Here is a 16921-nt window from a genome sequence, read left to right as displayed (position 1 = left end):
GTTGAAACTCAAGGGAAAACCGTGAGTGTGGAGGATACACTTTTGACAATACCGTTTCATACATAGGAGGTTGGCGCATGAACATTCATGAATACCAAGCAAAAGAAATTTTGCGAAGCTATGGCGTAAGCGTGCCGAACGGCCGCGTCGCGTTCACGGTTGATGAAGCAGTGGAAGCCGCCAAAGCGCTCGGCACGCCGGTATGCGTTGTCAAGGCGCAAATTCATGCCGGCGGGCGCGGCAAAGCGGGCGGGGTGAAAGTGGCGAAAAGCTTAGAGGAAGTCCGTACATACGCCAGCGAACTGCTCGGCAAAGTGCTCGTCACCCACCAAACCGGCCCGGAAGGAAAAGAAGTGAAACGGCTGTTGATTGAAGAAGGGTGCGACATCCAAAAAGAATACTATATCGGCCTTGTCGTCGACCGCGCCACCTCGCGCGTCGTGTTGATGGGCTCGGAAGAAGGCGGCACGGAAATCGAAGAAGTCGCGGCGAAAACGCCGGAGAAAATTTTCAAAGAGTACATTGACCCGGCCGTCGGGCTGCAGGCGTTCCAAGCGCGCCGCTTGGCGTTCAACATCAACATTCCGAAGCATCTCGTCAACCAAGCGGTCAAATTTATGATGGGCTTGTACCAAGTGTTTGTCGACAAAGACTGCTCGATCGCCGAAATCAACCCGCTTGTCGTCACCGGCGACGGCAAGGTGATGGCGCTTGACGCGAAGCTGAACTTTGATTCGAACGCGTTGTACCGCCACCCGGACGTGCTCGAATACCGAGATTTGGACGAAGAAGATCCGAAAGAGGTTGAAGCATCGAAATACGACTTGAACTACATCGCCCTTGACGGCAACATCGGCTGCATGGTCAACGGCGCCGGCTTGGCGATGGCGACGATGGACATCATCAAATATTACGGCGGCGAGCCGGCCAACTTCCTCGATGTCGGCGGCGGCGCCAGCGAGGAAAAAGTGACGGAAGCGTTCAAAATCATTTTGTCGGACCCAAACGTGAAAGGCATTTTCGTCAACATTTTCGGCGGCATTATGAAATGCGACGTCATCGCGAGCGGCATCGTCGCAGCGACGAAGCAAGTCGGCCTCACGCTTCCGCTTGTCGTCCGTCTTGAGGGTACGAACGTCGAGCTCGGGAAAAAGATTTTAGAAGAATCGGGCTTGAACATTACGGCGGCGGAATCGATGGCGGACGGCGCGCAAAAAATCGTCGAGCTAGTACGTTAAGAAAGCGAGGGAGACACGTGAGTGTTTTTGTCAATAAAGATACGAAAGTGATCGTACAAGGGATTACCGGTTCGCAAGGGCTGTTTCATACAAAACAGATGATTGAATACGGCACGAACATTGTCGGTGGCGTTACGCCGGGCAAAGGCGGCACGGAAGTCGAAGGCGTGCCGGTGTTTGACACCGTTTCCGAAGCGGTCGAAAAAACAGGCGCGAACGCCTCGGTCATTTACGTTCCGCCGGCGTTTGCTGCAGACGCTATTATGGAAGCGGTCGACGCCGGGCTTGATCTTGTCGTCTGCATCACCGAAGGCATTCCGGTGCTCGATATGGTGAAAGTGAAGCGGTACATGGAAGGGAAAAAGACTCGCCTCATCGGCCCGAACTGCCCGGGCGTCATTACGCCGGAAGAGTGCAAAATCGGCATTATGCCGGGCTACATCCATAAAAAAGGGCACGTCGGCATCGTCTCGCGCTCCGGCACGCTGACGTATGAAGCGGTTCACCAATTGACGCAAGCCGGCATCGGCCAATCGACGGCGGTCGGCATTGGCGGCGACCCGGTCAACGGCACGAATTTCATCGATGTGCTGAAGGCGTTTAACGAAGACGAGGAGACGTACGCGGTCATTATGATCGGCGAAATCGGCGGCACGGCGGAAGAAGAAGCGGCCGAATGGGTGAAAGCGAACATGACGAAGCCGGTCGTCGGCTTTATCGGCGGGCAAACGGCGCCTCCGGGCAAACGGATGGGCCATGCCGGCGCTATCATTTCCGGCGGCAAAGGCACGGCGGCGGAAAAAATCAAGAAAATGACCGAATGCGGCATCAAAGTAGCGGAAACGCCGGCCGTCATCGGCGAAACGCTCATTTCGGTCTTGAAAGAGCGCGGTTTATACGAAAAATGCAAAACGCATTAACATGGGGCTCCGCACGTTGCCGTGCGGGGCGCTGTTTGCCATTGACGCAGAAAGGAGAATGGTATGTACGATACAGTTCGCGACCGGCTCATTCATCTTCACCATTGCCGCGGAGCCGGCTGGAAGACGATCCGCTCTCTGCTTGACGCGGACCCGACGCTTGCCGCTCCATTTTTCATGTCCCCTCAATCCCTTCGCCCGCTCGTTCCGCTTACTTCTCAACAATTCGCTGCTTTTTTCCGCGACCTGCATTCCATTGATCTTCACCGGCTCATCAAAACGTATCAAGCTCGCCGCATTCACGTCATAACCGTGTTCGATGATCACTATCCGCCGCTGTTAAAGCATATTTACGCGCCGCCATGGGTGCTGTATGCAAAAGGGAACGCCGGCTTGCTTCAACAAACAAAGTTGATCAGCATCGTCGGCACGCGGCGCCCGACCAAATACGGGCTCGAAGCGCTTGACAAGCTTGTTCCGCCCCTTTCGGCCGCCGGATGGACGATCGTCAGCGGGCTGGCTGCCGGCATCGACATTCATGCCCATCGGCTTGCTGTCAAGTACGGCGGAACGACGATCGCCGTCATCGCCGGCGGGCTGGATCATGTTTACCCGAAAGCGCACTGGCCCTTCGCCCGCTATTTGATGAATGAACAGCTTGTCATCGCCGAACATCCGCCGGCAACGAAGCCGCAGGCATGGCACTTTCCGGCGCGCAACCGCATCATCAGCGGACTGTCGCTCGGCACGCTCGTCGTGCAAGCGAAACGGAAAAGCGGTTCGCTCATCACCGCCGCGTATGCGCTCGAGCAAGGGCGGGAAGTGTTTGCCGTCCCCGGTCCGATCGGGGCGGCCGAGGCAGCCGGGCCGAATACGCTTATTCAGCACGGGGCAAAACTAGTGCAGGAAGCGGAAGACATCATCGTCGAATTCCCGTACGTATAATGATCATGTTTGACAAATGCGGCAATAATCATTAATAATAATGAAGATTTCAATTTACTTCCTAGGGGTGGAAGATGGATGTCAGACTACTTGGTTATCGTCGAATCGCCAACGAAAGCGAAGACGATCGAGCGGTACTTAGGAAAAAAATATACGGTCAAAGCTTCGATGGGACACGTTCGCGATTTGCCAAAAAGCCAGATGGGCGTTGATATAGACCGCGGTTACGCATTGAAATATATTACGATTCGCGGCAAAGGCCAGGTGATTAAGGAGCTGAAAATGGCGGCCAAAAAGGCGAAAAAAGTGTTTCTTGCCGCCGACCCGGATCGGGAAGGGGAAGCGATCGCCTGGCATTTGGCCCACATGCTCGATTTAGACATTCACTCAGACTGCCGCGTCGTTTTTCATGAAATTACAAAGGATGCCATTCAACAGTCGTTCCAGCAGCCGCGCTCCATCAACATGAATCTTGTCGACGCCCAACAGGCGCGGCGCGTGCTCGACCGCCTCGTCGGCTACAACATCAGCCCGCTCTTATGGAAAAAAGTCAAAAAAGGGTTGAGCGCCGGCCGCGTCCAATCGGTTGCGCTCCGTCTGATCATCGACCGGGAAAAAGAAATCCGCCAGTTTCAGCCGGAAGAATATTGGACGATTCAAGCGACGTTTCAAAAAGGGGATGAGGCGTTTGCGGCTTCGTTTTACGGGATGGACGGCGAAAAGCGGGAATTAAAAACGGAAGCGGACGTCAAAGCGGTGCTCGCCCGCTTGAGCGGGCCCGCGTTTACGGTGAAAACGGTGACAAAGCGGGAGCGAAAACGCAGCCCGGTGCCCCCATTTACCACATCGTCACTGCAGCAGGAGGCGGCGCGTAAGCTGAATTTCCGCACGAAAAAGACGATGATGATCGCCCAGCAGCTGTACGAAGGGATCGACCTCGGCAGCGAAGGAACGGTCGGGCTCATTACGTACATGCGCACCGATTCGACACGCATCGCCGAAACGGCGCAGCAAGAGGCGGCAGCGTACATTGAGGCCAAATTCGGCGCGGCGTACGTCAGTCAGGAGAAGCGGAAAGAAAAGAACAGCGCGAACGCCCAAGACGCCCACGAGGCGATTCGCCCGACCTCGGCGTTTCGCGATCCGGAGAACGTGAAGCCATATTTGACGCGCGACCAGTTTCGGTTGTATAAACTCATTTGGGAACGGTTTATCGCCAGCCAGATGGCGGCGGCGGTGCTCGACACAATGAGCGTCGAGCTGGAAAACAACGGCGTCGTGTTCCGCGCGAGCGGCTCGACGGTGAAGTTTCCGGGGTTTATGAAAGTGTATATTGAAGGGACGGACGATCAAGCGGAAGAGCAAGACCGGCTTCTTCCGGACTTGACGGAAGGGGAGACGGTCAAGAGCGAGGCGGTCGACCCGAAGCAGCACTTTACCCAGCCGCCGCCGCGCTATACGGAAGCGCGCCTTGTCAAAACGTTGGAGGAGCTCGGCATCGGCCGCCCATCGACCTACGCCCCGACGCTCGATACGATCCAAAAACGCAACTACGTCGTGTTGGAAAACAAACGGTTCGTCCCGACGGAGCTCGGGGAAATCGTTGTCGAGCTGATGCTAGAGTTTTTCCCGGAAATCATCGATGTCGAGTTTACGGCGAAAATGGAAAAAGAGCTGGATGGAATTGAAGAGGGAAAAGTGGAATGGATCAAAGTCGTCGATGAGTTTTACCGCGAGTTCGAGAAAAGGTTGAAAGTGGCGGAAAAAGAAATGCGCGAAGTGGAGATTAAAGACGAGCCGGCCGGGATCGACTGCGACATATGCGGCAGCCCGATGGTGTACAAAATGGGCCGCTTCGGCAAGTTTATCGCCTGCTCCAATTTTCCCGAATGCCGCCATACGAAGCCGATCGTCAAACAAATCGGCGTCAAATGCCCGAAGTGCCATGAAGGAGAGATTGTCGAGCGCAACACGAAGAAAAAGCGGATCTTTTACGGTTGCAGCCGCTTTCCGGAGTGCGATTTTGTCTCCTGGGATAAACCGCTTGCCCGCCCATGCCCGAAATGCGGCGGCCTGCTTGTCGAGAAAAAGTTAAAAAAAGGCGTGCAAGTGCAGTGCACGGCCTGCGATTATGAAGAACAGCCGGAAACATAACGGAGTGTTGAACACAATTCAGAATTTTAGAAGAAATAGTTGCGCTGCAACCAATCATATGGTACGATGTAGAGGCATTGCGGGGTGAGGCGATGAAAAATGCGACATTTGCGTTACAATTGTTCATGGAATATTTACAAATCGAGAAAAATTATTCACAATATACTATTGCGTGCTACCGGCGCGATATTGAGCAGTTTTTCCAGTTCATGAACGAAGAAGGGATCAATGAGCTTGACCAAGTCGCCTACAGCGACGTCCGCTTATATTTGACGAAACTGTATGGCCAGCATTTGGCCAGCCGTTCGGTCGCCCGTAAAATTTCCAGTTTGCGCAGCTTTTACAAATTTTTGATGCGCGAAGGGCGGGCGGCCGAAAATCCGTTTGCGCTTGCGACACTGCCGAAGAAAGAGCAAAAAATTCCTAATTTTTTATACCCGAAAGAATTAGAAGCGTTGTTTCTTGTCAATGATGAAAATACGGCCCTCGGCCAGCGCAATACGGCGCTGCTTGAGTTGTTGTACGCGACTGGTGCTCGGGTTAGTGAATGTTGTCACATACAGCTGTCTGATGTCGATTTTGTGGCGGAAACTGTGCTCATTCACGGCAAAGGAAACAAGCAGCGCTACGTTCCGTTTGGCCGTCCGGCCCGCGAAGCGCTTGAACGGTATATTCATGGGGGCCGACGCGAGCTGACCAGAAAGCTGCGGGCGGACCACCGCTATTTATTTGTCAACGCCCGAGGCAATCCGCTCACGCCTCGGGGAGTGCGCCATATTTTGGATCGGATTGTCGAAGCTGCTGCGCTGACGCAAAACATCAGCCCGCATGTGCTTCGGCATACGTTTGCGACTCATTTGCTCAACGAAGGGGCCGATCTCCGTTCGGTGCAGGAACTGCTCGGCCATGCGCATTTGTCATCGACGCAAGTGTATACACATGTAACGAAAGACCGGTTGCGACATATTTATTTGCAGGCGCATCCGCGGGCATAGCCCGCATGTAAGGAGGGGAAAGCGATGGAACGCTTTCATGCAACGACGATTTTTGCCATCCGCCATAACAGCGCAGCGGCGATGGCTGGCGACGGCCAAGTGACGTTCGGCAACGCCGTCGTGATGAAGCATACAGCGAAAAAAGTGCGGCGCCTGTTTCAAGGCAAAGTGCTAGCCGGCTTTGCCGGCTCAGTGGCGGACGCGTTTACGCTGTTTGAAATGTTTGAAGGCAAGCTGGAACAGGTCAACGGCAACTTGCCGCGTGCGGCCGTCGAGCTGGCGAAAGAGTGGCGGAGCGATAAAGTGTTGCGCCGCCTTGAGGCGATGTTGATTGTCATGGATAAGGAACATTTGCTGCTGATTTCCGGCACAGGGGAAGTGATTGAACCGGATGACGGCATGCTCGCCATCGGCTCGGGCGGTCAGTATGCGTTGGCTGCTGGGCGTGCGTTGAAGAAGTACGCCGGCGGCTCGATGACCGCCAAGGAGATTGCGAAGGCGGCGCTTGAGATCGCCGCTGACATTTGCGTTTATACGAACAGCCATATTATTGTCGAAGAGCTGTAAAAAGGAGCATTCCCGTTAGGAGCTTTTCCGGGGACTTGATCAAAAAAAGCCCTCTTGGTATGATGCAGGGGTGTCAAACAATACCTACCATCATGCCAAGGAGGACTTCAGATGAATTGTACACAAAACTATAAAATTGATCAAGTTACGGAACAAACGCTTGTCGTGGGCATCGATATCGCGAAACGAACCCACTACGCCTGCTTCGTGGATGACCGGGGGCGCGTGCTTCGCAAATCGTTCCCGATCTTCCAGTCGAAAGAGGGGTTTCAACAGCTGTATAAAGCGATTCAGGGGGCGATGCAAGCGTTCGGGAAGTCAGAGGTGATCGTCGCCGTGGAGCCGACCGGGCACTACTGGTTGAACCTGGCCTACTTCCTCGAGGAGCACGGGATCCCGTTGGTCATGGTCAACCCGGCGCATGTGTGCCGGTCGAAAGAACTTGATGACAACCTGCCGACGAAACACGACGCCAAAGACGCCCTGGTCATTGCCAGACTGGCAAAAGACGGACGATTCCTCGTTCCCCGGCTGCTGCACGAGATTGAAGCCGATTTGCGCGTGGGGAGCACGCTCAAAGAGAAGCTCCGCAAGGAACAGACGGCGGTGAAAAACGCGATCGTCCGCTGGACGGATCGGTATTTTCCAGAGTTTTGGACCGTGTTTCGTGACTTGGGGAAAACGGCGCTTTCGGTGTTGGAGTGGACGCCGCTTCCGGCTGATATGGCCGGCCGGACGGTGGAGGAGCTTCTTGAGGTGTACCGGCAAAGCGAAGGGATGAAATGCCCGCAGAAGGCCAAAATTCAGGCGTTGATCAACACCGCGAAGGACTCGATTGGGGTGACGGAAGGGACAGCGATGGCCCGGTTTGAGATCGCCGCGCTCGTCCGCCGATACCGCCAATTGGAGGCGGAGATCGCTGCACTGGACGCCGAGTTGAAGGCATTGGTTCAAACGACGATGGAGTACCAATGGTTGAAAACGGTCGACGGGTTGGGAGACGCCACGATCATCGATCTGCTGGCGGAGATCGGCAGCTTCGCCCATTATCGGGACCCGCGCCAATTGGTGAAGTTGGCGGGCCTGACGCTCAAGGAGAACTCCTCCGGCCAGCGCAAAGGGCAAAAGCACATCTCCAAACGGGGACGGAAACGGCTGCGCTCGGTGCTGTTTCGGGCGATGATTCCGCTGATTCGGCACAACGAGGCGTTTCGCGAGCTGCATGAGTATTATACGACCCGATCCGTCAATCCGCTGACCGGAAAGCAGTCCATCGTCGCCTTGTGCCGGAAGCTGTTGAATGTGCTGTTTGCGATTTGTACGAAGAAACAAGCGTTTGACGCGGAGCGAATGAAACAGGACGTCTTGTCCCAGGTGCAACGGGCGGCCTAAGGCCTCCCCCTGCGAACGGAAGAATCGTTGGACAACGAGATGACACCGGAGAAGCTGGCGTGATTTTATCCATTCGACCTTGAGTCCCCAAAGGAGCTTGGCCGGCCTCCGCCTGATGACGAGACCGAACGAGGGAATGTTGGCGCGAAGACGCCCGGAGACATGGGAGGGTTCGTCCTCATCAGCGACGCGGAGATCCAAAGGGTGCATCGAATACGCTTCCCCCACGGCAGGAAAATATAACCAGCCGTGGCCGCGAAGCGCACCCTAGGTCTGTAAGATATACACAAAACTGAAAAAGGATGTAAGAGATTTTGTCGAAAAATATTTTTTGGACACCCCTGAGGGGCCGAAAAGCCTTGATAAATCAACATTTCTAGAGGGAGGAGGCCGATGATGGCGGAATCGTTGACTCCACGGCAAATTGTTGAGAAGCTCGACCAGTTTATCGTCGGACAAAAAGAGGCGAAAAAGGCGGTGGCGATCGCGCTTCGCAACCGGTACCGCCGCAGTTTGCTCGATGAAAAACTGCGCGATGAAGTAATGCCGAAAAACATTTTAATGATCGGCCCGACCGGGGTCGGGAAGACGGAGATCGCCCGCCGTCTCGCGAAGCTCGTCGGCGCGCCGTTTATCAAGGTTGAGGCGACGAAATTTACGGAAGTCGGTTATGTCGGGCGCGACGTCGAATCGATGGTGCGCGATTTGGTGGAAACGTCAGTTCGGATCGTGAAAGAACGAAAAATGAATGAGGTGAAAGACCGAGCTGAACAACAGGCGAACAAGCGGCTCGTTGAACTGCTCGTTCCGGGCAAACAAAAGCAAACGATCAAAAATCCGCTCGAGCTGTTGTTTGGCGGCCAAGGGAATCCGTCGGACAACAGCTACGGCCATGAGGATGAACAAATCGAGCAAAAACGGCGTCAAGTGGCCTGGCAGCTGGCAAACGGCCAGCTCGAAAACGAGATGGTCACGATTGAAATTGAGGAGCAGACGCCAATGCTCTTTGACTTTTTGCAAGGGACGGGCATTGAGCAGATGGGCGTGAATATGCAAGACGCGCTCAGCAGCCTGATGCCGCGGCGACGCAAAAAGCGGCGCCTGAAAGTGAGTGAAGCGCGCAAGGTGCTCATCAATGAAGAAGCGCAAAAACTGATCGACATGGATGAAGTGACGCAAGAGGCGGTCCGCCTCGCCGAACAGTCGGGCATCATCTTTATCGATGAAATTGATAAAATTGCCCGCAGCGGGGCGGTGTCCGGATCGGCCGACGTCTCGCGCGAAGGGGTGCAGCGCGACATCTTGCCGATCGTCGAAGGATCGACGGTCATGACGAAATACGGACCGGTCAAAACGGACCATATTTTGTTCATCGCCGCCGGCGCGTTTCATATGGCGAAGCCGTCCGACTTGATCCCTGAGCTGCAAGGTCGGTTTCCGATCCGCGTCGAGTTGGCGAAACTTTCGGTTGACGATTTCGTAAGTATATTGGTCGAGCCGAATAATGCGCTCATTAAACAATATCAGGCACTTTTGGCAACAGAAGGTATAAGTCTTGAATTTTCTGACGATGCTATTCGTAAGATTGCCGAAGTGGCCTTCGAAGTCAACCAGACGACTGACAACATCGGCGCGCGCCGGCTACATACGATTTTGGAAAAACTGCTTGAGGATTTGCTGTTTGAAGCGCCCGATATCGGGCTCGACAAAGTCGTCATCACGCCGCAATACGTTGAGCAAAAACTCGGCAGCATCGTCAAAAACAAAGATTTGAGCGAATTTATTTTATGAGGAGGAGATGGACTCGATGAACTTGCTAGAGAAAACACGAAAAATCAACGCCATGCTGCAGAAGGCAGCTGGGCGGCCGGTCAATTTCAAAGAGATGGCGGAAACGCTTTGCGATGTCATTGAAGCGAACGTGTTCGTCGTCAGCCGCCGCGGCAAACTGCTTGGCTTCGCCATTAAACAGTCGATTGAAAACGAACGGATGAAACGGATGCTTGAGGAGCGCCAGTTTCCGGAAGAATACACGAAAAAATTGTTCAACATTACGGAAACGTCCCCTAATATCGATATTAATAGCGAATATACGGCGTTTCCAGTGGAAAATCGTGACTTGTTCAAAACCGGTTTGACGACGATCGTTCCGATCAACGGCGGAGGCGAACGGCTCGGCACGCTTATTTTGTCGCGCCTTGATCGTGAGTTTGATAACGATGACCTGATTTTGGCCGAGTATGGCGCAACGGTCGTCGGCATGGAAATTTTGCGTGAAAAAGCGGAAGAAATCGAAGAGGAAGCGCGCAGCAAGGCGGTCGTGCAAATGGCGATCAGCTCGCTTTCTTACAGCGAACTTGAGGCGATTGAACATATTTTTGAAGAGCTTGACGGAACGGAAGGGCTGCTTGTCGCCAGCAAAATCGCCGACCGCGTCGGCATCACCCGTTCGGTGATCGTCAACGCCCTGCGCAAGCTTGAAAGCGCCGGCGTCATCGAATCGCGCTCGCTCGGCATGAAAGGAACGTACATTAAAGTATTGAATGACAAGTTTTTAAGCGAACTGGAAAAATTGAAATCAAGCTGAACGGCATAGCTGCCTAAGCCCGCTGGGTATTTTGGCCCGGCGGGTTTTTTGTTGTTGACAAACATCTTTGGCATCGTTTTTCTGTCATGGCATCTTCGAAAAATAGTACCAAGTTCCGTCTATACATTAGGTTTTCTTTCCCGTAAAATGAAAATTAGCAGAAACTGTCGAAAAATAGGAGAAAAGAGGGGATTCCATTGGCGCTCTTTTCAGCGACGATCGGTTGGCTTGAACAAGGGCTTCGCTACGCTGCGCTTCGCCAACAGGCGATCGCCGACAATATCGCCAACGCCGATACGCCGGGCTATAAGGCGAAAGATGTGCGCTTTCAGGCGGAGCTTGACCGGGCGCTTGCCCTTGAGGCCAAACGGACGGATCCGCGCCATTTTCCGTTTCGAAACGAACAGAATGGAAAAATTGTCGTGACGACCAATGCCAGCATCAGTTACAATCATAATGGAAACAGTGTCGATATCGACCAAGAAATGTCGAAATTGGCAGGAAACCAAATTTATTATAACGCTCTGATTGAGCGGTTAAACGGCAAATTCAATACGCTAAAGATGGTGATCAAAGGAGGAAAATAGGCTGTGTCCGTGTTTCAAAGCTTAAACATTTCGGCGTCGGCGCTCACCGCTCAGCGGCTGCGCATGGACGTGATTTCTTCCAACATCGCCAACGCTGATACGACGCGGGCCCGCTTCGTCAATGGCGAATGGGAGCCGTACCGACGCAAAATGGTCATCATCGAACCGCAGAGCGGGGCGTTTTCGGGCTATTTGCAGGCCGCCCTCGGACGTGCTGAAGCTGTCGGCAACGGCGTTCGGGTGCACGAAATTGCTGACGATCCGGCTCCGTTTAAACTCGTCTACGACCCGGACCATCCGGATGCGGGCGCAGATGGCTACGTTCGCCTGCCAAACGTCGAACCGCTCAAAGAAATGGTCGATTTGATCGGTGCGACGCGCTCGTATGAGGCGAATGTCACCGCGCTGAACGCTTCAAAAGGGATGCTCATGAAGGCGCTTGAAATCGGGAAATAAGCCGAAGAGGAGGAATGACAAATGGTTGATGGAGTGAGCCGCATCGGGCTGGCGCCGGCGGCCGCCGCTTCAAGCCCGGTGAAGCCGGCAGCGGTGCAAAAGCAGTTCGCCTCCTTTTTCAAAGAAGCGCTCAACAATGTCAATAACGCACAAATCGAGGCAGATGCGCTGACAGAAAAGCTTGTCCGTGGGGAAAACGTCCAATTGCATGATGTGATGATCGCGTCGCAAAAGGCAAGCATCGCGCTGCAACTGACGATCGAAATCCGTAACAAAGCGGTTGAGGCGTACCAGGAAATGATGCGCATGCCGTTGTAGACAGCAAGGGACGATACATACAGAGCCCGCCATGGCCGAACGGTGGCCGCGGCGGCTGTATGGCTGGATGATCGGGGGAATCGTATGAGCAACAAGTGGAAAGAGTGGTGGGGCCGGGCCCGTTTGTTTTGGCAAGAGCGGACGAAAAAACAGAAATGGCTTGCCGCCGGAGGCGCGGCTACGGTCCTTTTGATCCTTGGCCTCGGTATTTTTTTCGCCTTCAGGACGGAAATGGTGCCTCTATACAGCGATTTGACGCCGCAAGAAGCCGGACAAATCAAGGCGACGCTGGATCAGCGCGGTGTTCCCGCCGAAGTGACGGATGGCGGCACGACAATTAAAGTGCCGAAAGAGCAAGTGGATGCGCTGAAAGTCGAGCTGGCCGCCGAGGGCATTCCGAACAGCGGGGTTATTGATTATTCGTTTTTCGGCCAAAACGCGAGCTTCGGCATGACCGACAACGAGTTTAATATGGTGAAACTGAAGGCGATGCAAACGGAGCTCGCCAACTTAATCAAAACGATCGACGGCGTCGAGGACGCGAAAGTGATGATTAATCTTCCGCAGCCGAGCGTATTCGTTTCCGATGAAAAGGGGGAAGCCTCGGCTTCGATCGTGCTGAAGACGAAGCCGGGCTATGAATTCAGCGACGAGCAAATTCGGGCTTTGTATCATCTCGTCGCCAAAAGTGTTCCCCACCTCTCTACAGATAATATCGTCATTATGAACCAGTTTTTTGAGTATTTCGATTTGAAAAATGAAAACAAAAATTCGACAGCGGCGGCATTCACTGAGCAGCAACAGATCAAACGACAAATCGAACGCGACATTCAACGGCAAGTCCAGCGAATGCTCGGCACGATGATGGGGCAGGACAAAGTCGTTGTCTCGGTGACGGCCGACATCGACTTTACACAGGAAAAGCGAGAGGAGCAGTTGGTCGCTCCGGTGGACGAAAAGAACAATGAAGGCATTGCCGTCAGCGTCCAGCGCATTAAAGAGACGTACTCGGGAAGCGGTGCGCCGCCGGGCGGCACGGCCGGAACGGGGACGAATGAAGTGCCGGGCTACCAAGGAGCAAACGGCGGAACGAACGGAAACTATGAGCGGACCGAAGAAACGATCAACAATGAGGTCAACAAAATTAAAAAACAAATCGTAGAAAGCCCGTATAAAATTCGCGATCTAGGCATTCAAGTGATGGTCGAGCCGCCAAATCCGGATGATCCGAATTCATTGCCGCCGGAAACGGTCAATGACATTCAAAAACTATTAGGGACGATTGTCCGGACGTCGATTGACAAAGAAGAAGCGCAGGCGCTGACCGACCAAGATGTCAATAGCCGCGTCGTCGTCTCGGTGCAAAAGTTCAACGGCAAACCGGCATTCACCGAACCGGCGCCGGTTCAGCCGGCGTGGTGGTGGTACGCGGCCGGCGGAGGCGCGCTATTGCTCATTGCCCTACTGCTCTTCTTCTGGCTGCGCCGCCGCCGTGAAGATGAAGAAGAAGAAGAGGAGGAGCTCGCATTCGCCCCGCCGCTTCCGGTCGAGCCGGATTTGCCGGAGCCGCCGGAGACGGAGGCGGTGCTGCGCCGTCGGCAGCTGGAGCGGTTGGCGAAAGAAAAACCGGATGAGTTTGCCAAACTATTGAAAACATGGCTATCGGAAGAGTAGGAGGAGCGGCGTATGGCAAAACGCGATCGGAAAGGCGGGCTGACGGGCAGGCAAAAGGCAGCCATTTTGCTCATTTCCCTCGGCCCGGACGTATCGGCCTCTATCTATAAACATTTATCCGAAGAAGACATTGAAAAGCTGACGCTCGAAATTTCCAACGTCCGCCAAGTGGCGGCCGAGCAAAAAGAGGAAGTGCTTGAGGAATTCCGGCAGCTCGCTTTGGCGCAGGATTACATCGCCCAAGGCGGCATCGCCTACGCGAAAGAAGTGTTGGAAAAAGCGCTCGGCCCGGACAAGGCGATGAACATTATCAACCGTCTGACATCAGCGCTTATGGTGCGGCCGTTTGATTTCGCCCGCAAAGCCGACCCGATGCAGCTGTTAAACTTTATTCAGCATGAGCATCCGCAAACGATCGCTCTCATTCTTTCGTATTTAGACCCGGCGCAGGCGGGGCAGATTTTATCAGCGCTGCCGCAAGAGATGCAGGCCGATGTGGCCAGGCGCATCGCGCTTATGGACAGCACGTCGCCGGAGATCATTAGCGAAATCGAGCAAATTTTGGAGCGGCGGCTGTCGGCGACAGTGATGCAAGATTACACGCAAACCGGCGGCATTGAGGCGGTCGTCGAAGTGCTGAACCAAGTCGACCGAAGCACGGAGCGGACGATTTTAGAGGTTTTGGAAATTCAAGACCCCGAGCTTGCGGAAGAAATTAAAAAGCGGATGTTTGTGTTTGAAGACATCGTTACGCTCGACAATCGCGCCATTCAACGCGTCATCCGCGAAGTGGATAACAATGACCTTATGCTGGCGCTTAAGGTGGCGAGTGATGAAGTGAAAGAAATTGTCTTCCGCAACATGTCAACAAGAATGGCCGAGACGTTCAAAGAAGAAATGGAATATATGGGCCCGGTCCGGCTGCGTGATGTGGAAGAAGCGCAATCGCGCATTGTCGCCATTATCCGCCGTCTCGAGGAAGCCGGGGAAATCGTCATCGCCCGCGGGGGAGGAGATGATATTATTGTCTAGCGTCATTAAAGCGCCGGCATTGGCCGGGCGCGCCGGCAAAAAGACGATCGCCGTGCAGCGCTGCATTTTCGATGTTCCGCCTTCGAACGAGGATCGGCAAAAGGAAATCGAGGCGATTTCCGCCGCCAAAGAAGAGGCGGCCGCGCTTCGCCGCCAAGCCGAGCAATATTGCGAGACGGTGCGCGAACAGCTGGCCCGTGAACGGGAGCAATGGGAGCGCGAGAAAGACCGGCTTAGGCAGGAAGCGCGCGCCCAAGGGTACGAAGACGGCTACGCCGCCGGGCGCGAGGCGGCGCTTCGCGAACACCGCGAATGGATCGACCAAGCCCGCCGCTTGGCGGAGCAGATGAATCACGAATTTTATGCGAAGGTCGAGGCGGCGGATGAGATGATGCTCGAAGTGGCGCTGAAAGCGGCGGAACGCATCATCGGCGCCACGCTCGAGCGAGACCGGAGCGCGTTTTTGCCGCTTGTGCGCCAAGTGCTGCAGGAAGTGCGGCGGCAAACGGAAGTGTCCGTTTACGTGCATCCGGGTTGTTATGAGACGGTAGCCGAACAGCAAGAATTGTTGAAATCGCTATTTCCGCACCGCGTCGATTTGTTCATCTATCCGGATGAGGCGTTGCCGGAATACGGTTGTCTCGTGGAAACGCCGTTCGGCCGCATCGATGCCAGCGTAGACATGCAACTTGAACGGCTGCGCGAAGCGCTCTACAGACGGCTGAAGGAGGGAATGTCCTCTGAACTGGCAGGCGCTTCTTGAGGACATCGCCACCGTCGATTTGTACAAACGATTCGGCAAAGTATCGCGCGTCGTTGGGCTCATGACCGAATCGAAAGGTCCGGGCAGCTCGATCGGCGACCTTTGCTACATTCATGAAACGAGTGGCCGGAAAATTCCGGCGGAAGTCGTCGGCTTTCACGAGCACCACGTCTTGCTCATGCCGTTTTCCGCCATGACGCATATCGCCCCCGGCTGTTTGGTGGAAGCGACCGGCAAGCCGCTCGAAGTGTATGTGGGCGATGCGCTCATCGGCATGGTTCTTGATCCGCTCGGCCAACCGTTGGACGGTGCCCCACTGCCGCCCGGGCTGAAGCCTGTGTCGGTCGACCGCGATCCGCCCAATCCGCTCACCCGGCCGCCGATCGCCGAGCCGATTGAAGTCGGCGTGCGCGTCATCGACAGTCTGCTGGCGGTCGGGAAAGGGCAACGGGTCGGCATTTTTGCTGGTTCCGGCGTCGGCAAGAGCACGCTCATGGGAATGATCGCCCGCCGCACATCGGCTGACGTGAACGTTATCGCCTTAATCGGCGAGCGGGGGCGCGAAGTGCGCGAATTTTTAGAGCGCGATCTTGGGCCGGAAGGGTTGGCCCGTTCCGTCGTCGTTGTCGCCACCTCGGACCAACCGGCGCTCATGCGTGTCAAAGGGGCGTACACCGCGACAGCGATCGCCGAATATTTCCGCGACCAAGGGGCGGATGTCATGCTGATGATGGATTCGGTCACCCGCGTCGCGATGGCGCAGCGGGAGATCGGGTTGGCTGTCGGCGAGCCGCCGACTACAAAGGGCTATACCCCGTCGGTGTTCGCCTTGCTCCCGAAGCTGCTCGAGCGGGCCGGGACGAGCGACTCAGGCACCATTACCGCGTTTTATACGGTGCTCGTTGACGGCGACGATATGAACGAGCCGATTGCCGATGCGGTGCGCGGCATTTTGGACGGCCATTTTGTGTTGGAACGCCAGCTCGCGAATAAAGGCCAGTACCCGGCCATTAACGTGCTGAAAAGCGTCAGCCGCGTCATGCCTCATATTATCAGCGCTGAGCACCGCGAAGCAGCGAACCGGTTCCGCCGTCTCCTTTCCACTTATATCGATTCGGAGGATTTGATTCAAATAGGGGCGTACAAGCGGGGGGCATCGCGAGAAATTGATGAGGCGATTGAACGTTATCCGCAAATGATGGCGTTTTGCCGCCAAGAAATAGAGGAAAAGGCGACGCGCGCCGAAAGCATTGATGCCCTTTTCCGTCTCATTTCGCCGCCATGACGGGGGCA

16 protein-coding genes are annotated in these 16921 nt (G+C 54.8%); all 16 read left to right on the top strand.

The annotated features are described in order from the left end of the window. The first annotated feature begins 77 nt into the window (after positions 1–77). The 16 genes from sucC (at position 78) to fliI (ending at position 16913) form a co-directional block, all read left to right on the top strand. Positions 78–1238 carry an ADP-forming succinate--CoA ligase subunit beta gene (sucC, locus tag NSS88_RS02855; protein WP_020278184.1) on the top strand — a complete coding sequence of 387 codons (1161 nt, stop codon included), beginning with the start codon at positions 78–80 and terminating at the stop codon, positions 1236–1238. Between the two features lie 17 nt (positions 1239–1255). Beyond that, positions 1256–2158: a succinate--CoA ligase subunit alpha gene (gene sucD, locus NSS88_RS02850; protein ID WP_015374401.1), complete on the top strand. Its 903-nt coding sequence runs from the start codon at positions 1256–1258 to the stop codon at positions 2156–2158. 63 nt (positions 2159–2221) lie between these two features. Continuing rightward, positions 2222–3103: a DNA-processing protein DprA gene (gene dprA / locus NSS88_RS02845; protein WP_049624365.1), complete on the top strand. Its 882-nt coding sequence runs from the start codon at positions 2222–2224 to the stop codon at positions 3101–3103. 78 nt (positions 3104–3181) lie between these two features. After that, positions 3182–5257 (top strand): type I DNA topoisomerase, encoded by a 2076-nt coding sequence (gene topA / locus NSS88_RS02840; protein ID WP_033016014.1) that lies wholly within the window; start codon positions 3182–3184, stop codon positions 5255–5257. Between the two features lie 92 nt (positions 5258–5349). Continuing rightward, positions 5350–6252, top strand: coding sequence for a tyrosine recombinase XerC (xerC, locus tag NSS88_RS02835; RefSeq protein ID WP_033016013.1), 903 nt, complete (start codon positions 5350–5352; stop codon positions 6250–6252). Positions 6253–6276: 24 nt separating this feature from the next. Next, the gene (gene hslV / locus NSS88_RS02830; protein ID WP_033016012.1) at positions 6277–6819 is read left to right on the top strand and encodes an ATP-dependent protease subunit HslV; all 543 of its coding nucleotides are present in this window, start codon (positions 6277–6279) and stop codon (positions 6817–6819) included. Between the two features lie 111 nt (positions 6820–6930). Then, positions 6931–8211, top strand: a complete 1281-nt coding sequence (locus NSS88_RS02825) for an IS110 family transposase (protein WP_012749092.1) — start codon at positions 6931–6933, stop codon at positions 8209–8211. A 396-nt stretch (positions 8212–8607) separates the two neighbouring features. Then, positions 8608–10002 carry an HslU--HslV peptidase ATPase subunit gene (gene hslU / locus NSS88_RS02820; protein WP_033008184.1) on the top strand — a complete coding sequence of 465 codons (1395 nt, stop codon included), beginning with the start codon at positions 8608–8610 and terminating at the stop codon, positions 10000–10002. Between the two features lie 16 nt (positions 10003–10018). Beyond that, positions 10019–10798, top strand: a complete 780-nt coding sequence (codY, locus tag NSS88_RS02815) for a GTP-sensing pleiotropic transcriptional regulator CodY (RefSeq protein ID WP_033016011.1) — start codon at positions 10019–10021, stop codon at positions 10796–10798. Between the two features lie 197 nt (positions 10799–10995). Next, positions 10996–11385 carry a flagellar basal body rod protein FlgB gene (flgB, locus tag NSS88_RS02810; protein ID WP_049626444.1) on the top strand — a complete coding sequence of 130 codons (390 nt, stop codon included), beginning with the start codon at positions 10996–10998 and terminating at the stop codon, positions 11383–11385. 3 nt (positions 11386–11388) lie between these two features. Then, on the top strand, positions 11389–11841 hold the full coding sequence (flgC, locus tag NSS88_RS02805) for a flagellar basal body rod protein FlgC (RefSeq protein WP_049624594.1): 453 nt from the start codon (positions 11389–11391) through the stop codon (positions 11839–11841). Between the two features lie 21 nt (positions 11842–11862). After that, positions 11863–12159: a flagellar hook-basal body complex protein FliE gene (gene fliE / locus NSS88_RS02800; protein WP_033016005.1), complete on the top strand. Its 297-nt coding sequence runs from the start codon at positions 11863–11865 to the stop codon at positions 12157–12159. 84 nt (positions 12160–12243) lie between these two features. Next, on the top strand, positions 12244–13833 hold the full coding sequence (gene fliF, locus NSS88_RS02795; protein ID WP_341082929.1) for a flagellar basal-body MS-ring/collar protein FliF: 1590 nt from the start codon (positions 12244–12246) through the stop codon (positions 13831–13833). A gap of 12 nt (positions 13834–13845) precedes the next feature. Next, the gene (gene fliG, locus NSS88_RS02790; RefSeq protein ID WP_341082928.1) at positions 13846–14865 is read left to right on the top strand and encodes a flagellar motor switch protein FliG; all 1020 of its coding nucleotides are present in this window, start codon (positions 13846–13848) and stop codon (positions 14863–14865) included. Further along, on the top strand, positions 14849–15628 hold the full coding sequence (gene fliH, locus NSS88_RS02785) for a flagellar assembly protein FliH (RefSeq protein ID WP_061580834.1): 780 nt from the start codon (positions 14849–14851) through the stop codon (positions 15626–15628). The genes fliG and fliH overlap by 17 nt, the downstream gene beginning before the upstream one ends. Then, complete coding sequence (gene fliI, locus NSS88_RS02780; protein WP_080706533.1) at positions 15606–16913, top strand: flagellar protein export ATPase FliI; 1308 nt, start codon at positions 15606–15608, stop codon at positions 16911–16913. The genes fliH and fliI overlap by 23 nt, the downstream gene beginning before the upstream one ends. The last annotated feature ends 8 nt before the right edge of the window (positions 16914–16921 follow it).

Origin of the sequence: Geobacillus sp. FSL W8-1251 (genome assembly GCF_038005945.1) — a bacterium.
Lineage (GTDB): Bacteria > Bacillota > Bacilli > Bacillales > Anoxybacillaceae > Geobacillus > Geobacillus stearothermophilus.
Note: the sequence above shows the minus strand (reverse complement) of the source record. Positions and strands in the feature narration are given on the sequence as shown.

Coding starts and splice junctions, on each gene's coding strand:
- sucC (WP_020278184.1), top strand. CDS start 78: ATGAACATTCATGAATACCAAGCAAAAGAAATTTTGCGAAGCTATGGC.
- dprA (WP_049624365.1), top strand. CDS start 2,222: ATGTACGATACAGTTCGCGACCGGCTCATTCATCTTCACCATTGCCGC.
- topA (WP_033016014.1), top strand. CDS start 3,182: ATGTCAGACTACTTGGTTATCGTCGAATCGCCAACGAAAGCGAAGACG.
- xerC (WP_033016013.1), top strand. CDS start 5,350: ATGAAAAATGCGACATTTGCGTTACAATTGTTCATGGAATATTTACAA.
- hslV (WP_033016012.1), top strand. CDS start 6,277: ATGGAACGCTTTCATGCAACGACGATTTTTGCCATCCGCCATAACAGC.
- NSS88_RS02825 (WP_012749092.1), top strand. CDS start 6,931: ATGAATTGTACACAAAACTATAAAATTGATCAAGTTACGGAACAAACG.
- hslU (WP_033008184.1), top strand. CDS start 8,608: ATGGCGGAATCGTTGACTCCACGGCAAATTGTTGAGAAGCTCGACCAG.
- codY (WP_033016011.1), top strand. CDS start 10,019: ATGAACTTGCTAGAGAAAACACGAAAAATCAACGCCATGCTGCAGAAG.
- fliE (WP_033016005.1), top strand. CDS start 11,863: ATGGTTGATGGAGTGAGCCGCATCGGGCTGGCGCCGGCGGCCGCCGCT.
- fliF (WP_341082929.1), top strand. CDS start 12,244: ATGAGCAACAAGTGGAAAGAGTGGTGGGGCCGGGCCCGTTTGTTTTGG.
- fliG (WP_341082928.1), top strand. CDS start 13,846: ATGGCAAAACGCGATCGGAAAGGCGGGCTGACGGGCAGGCAAAAGGCA.
- fliH (WP_061580834.1), top strand. CDS start 14,849: ATGATATTATTGTCTAGCGTCATTAAAGCGCCGGCATTGGCCGGGCGC.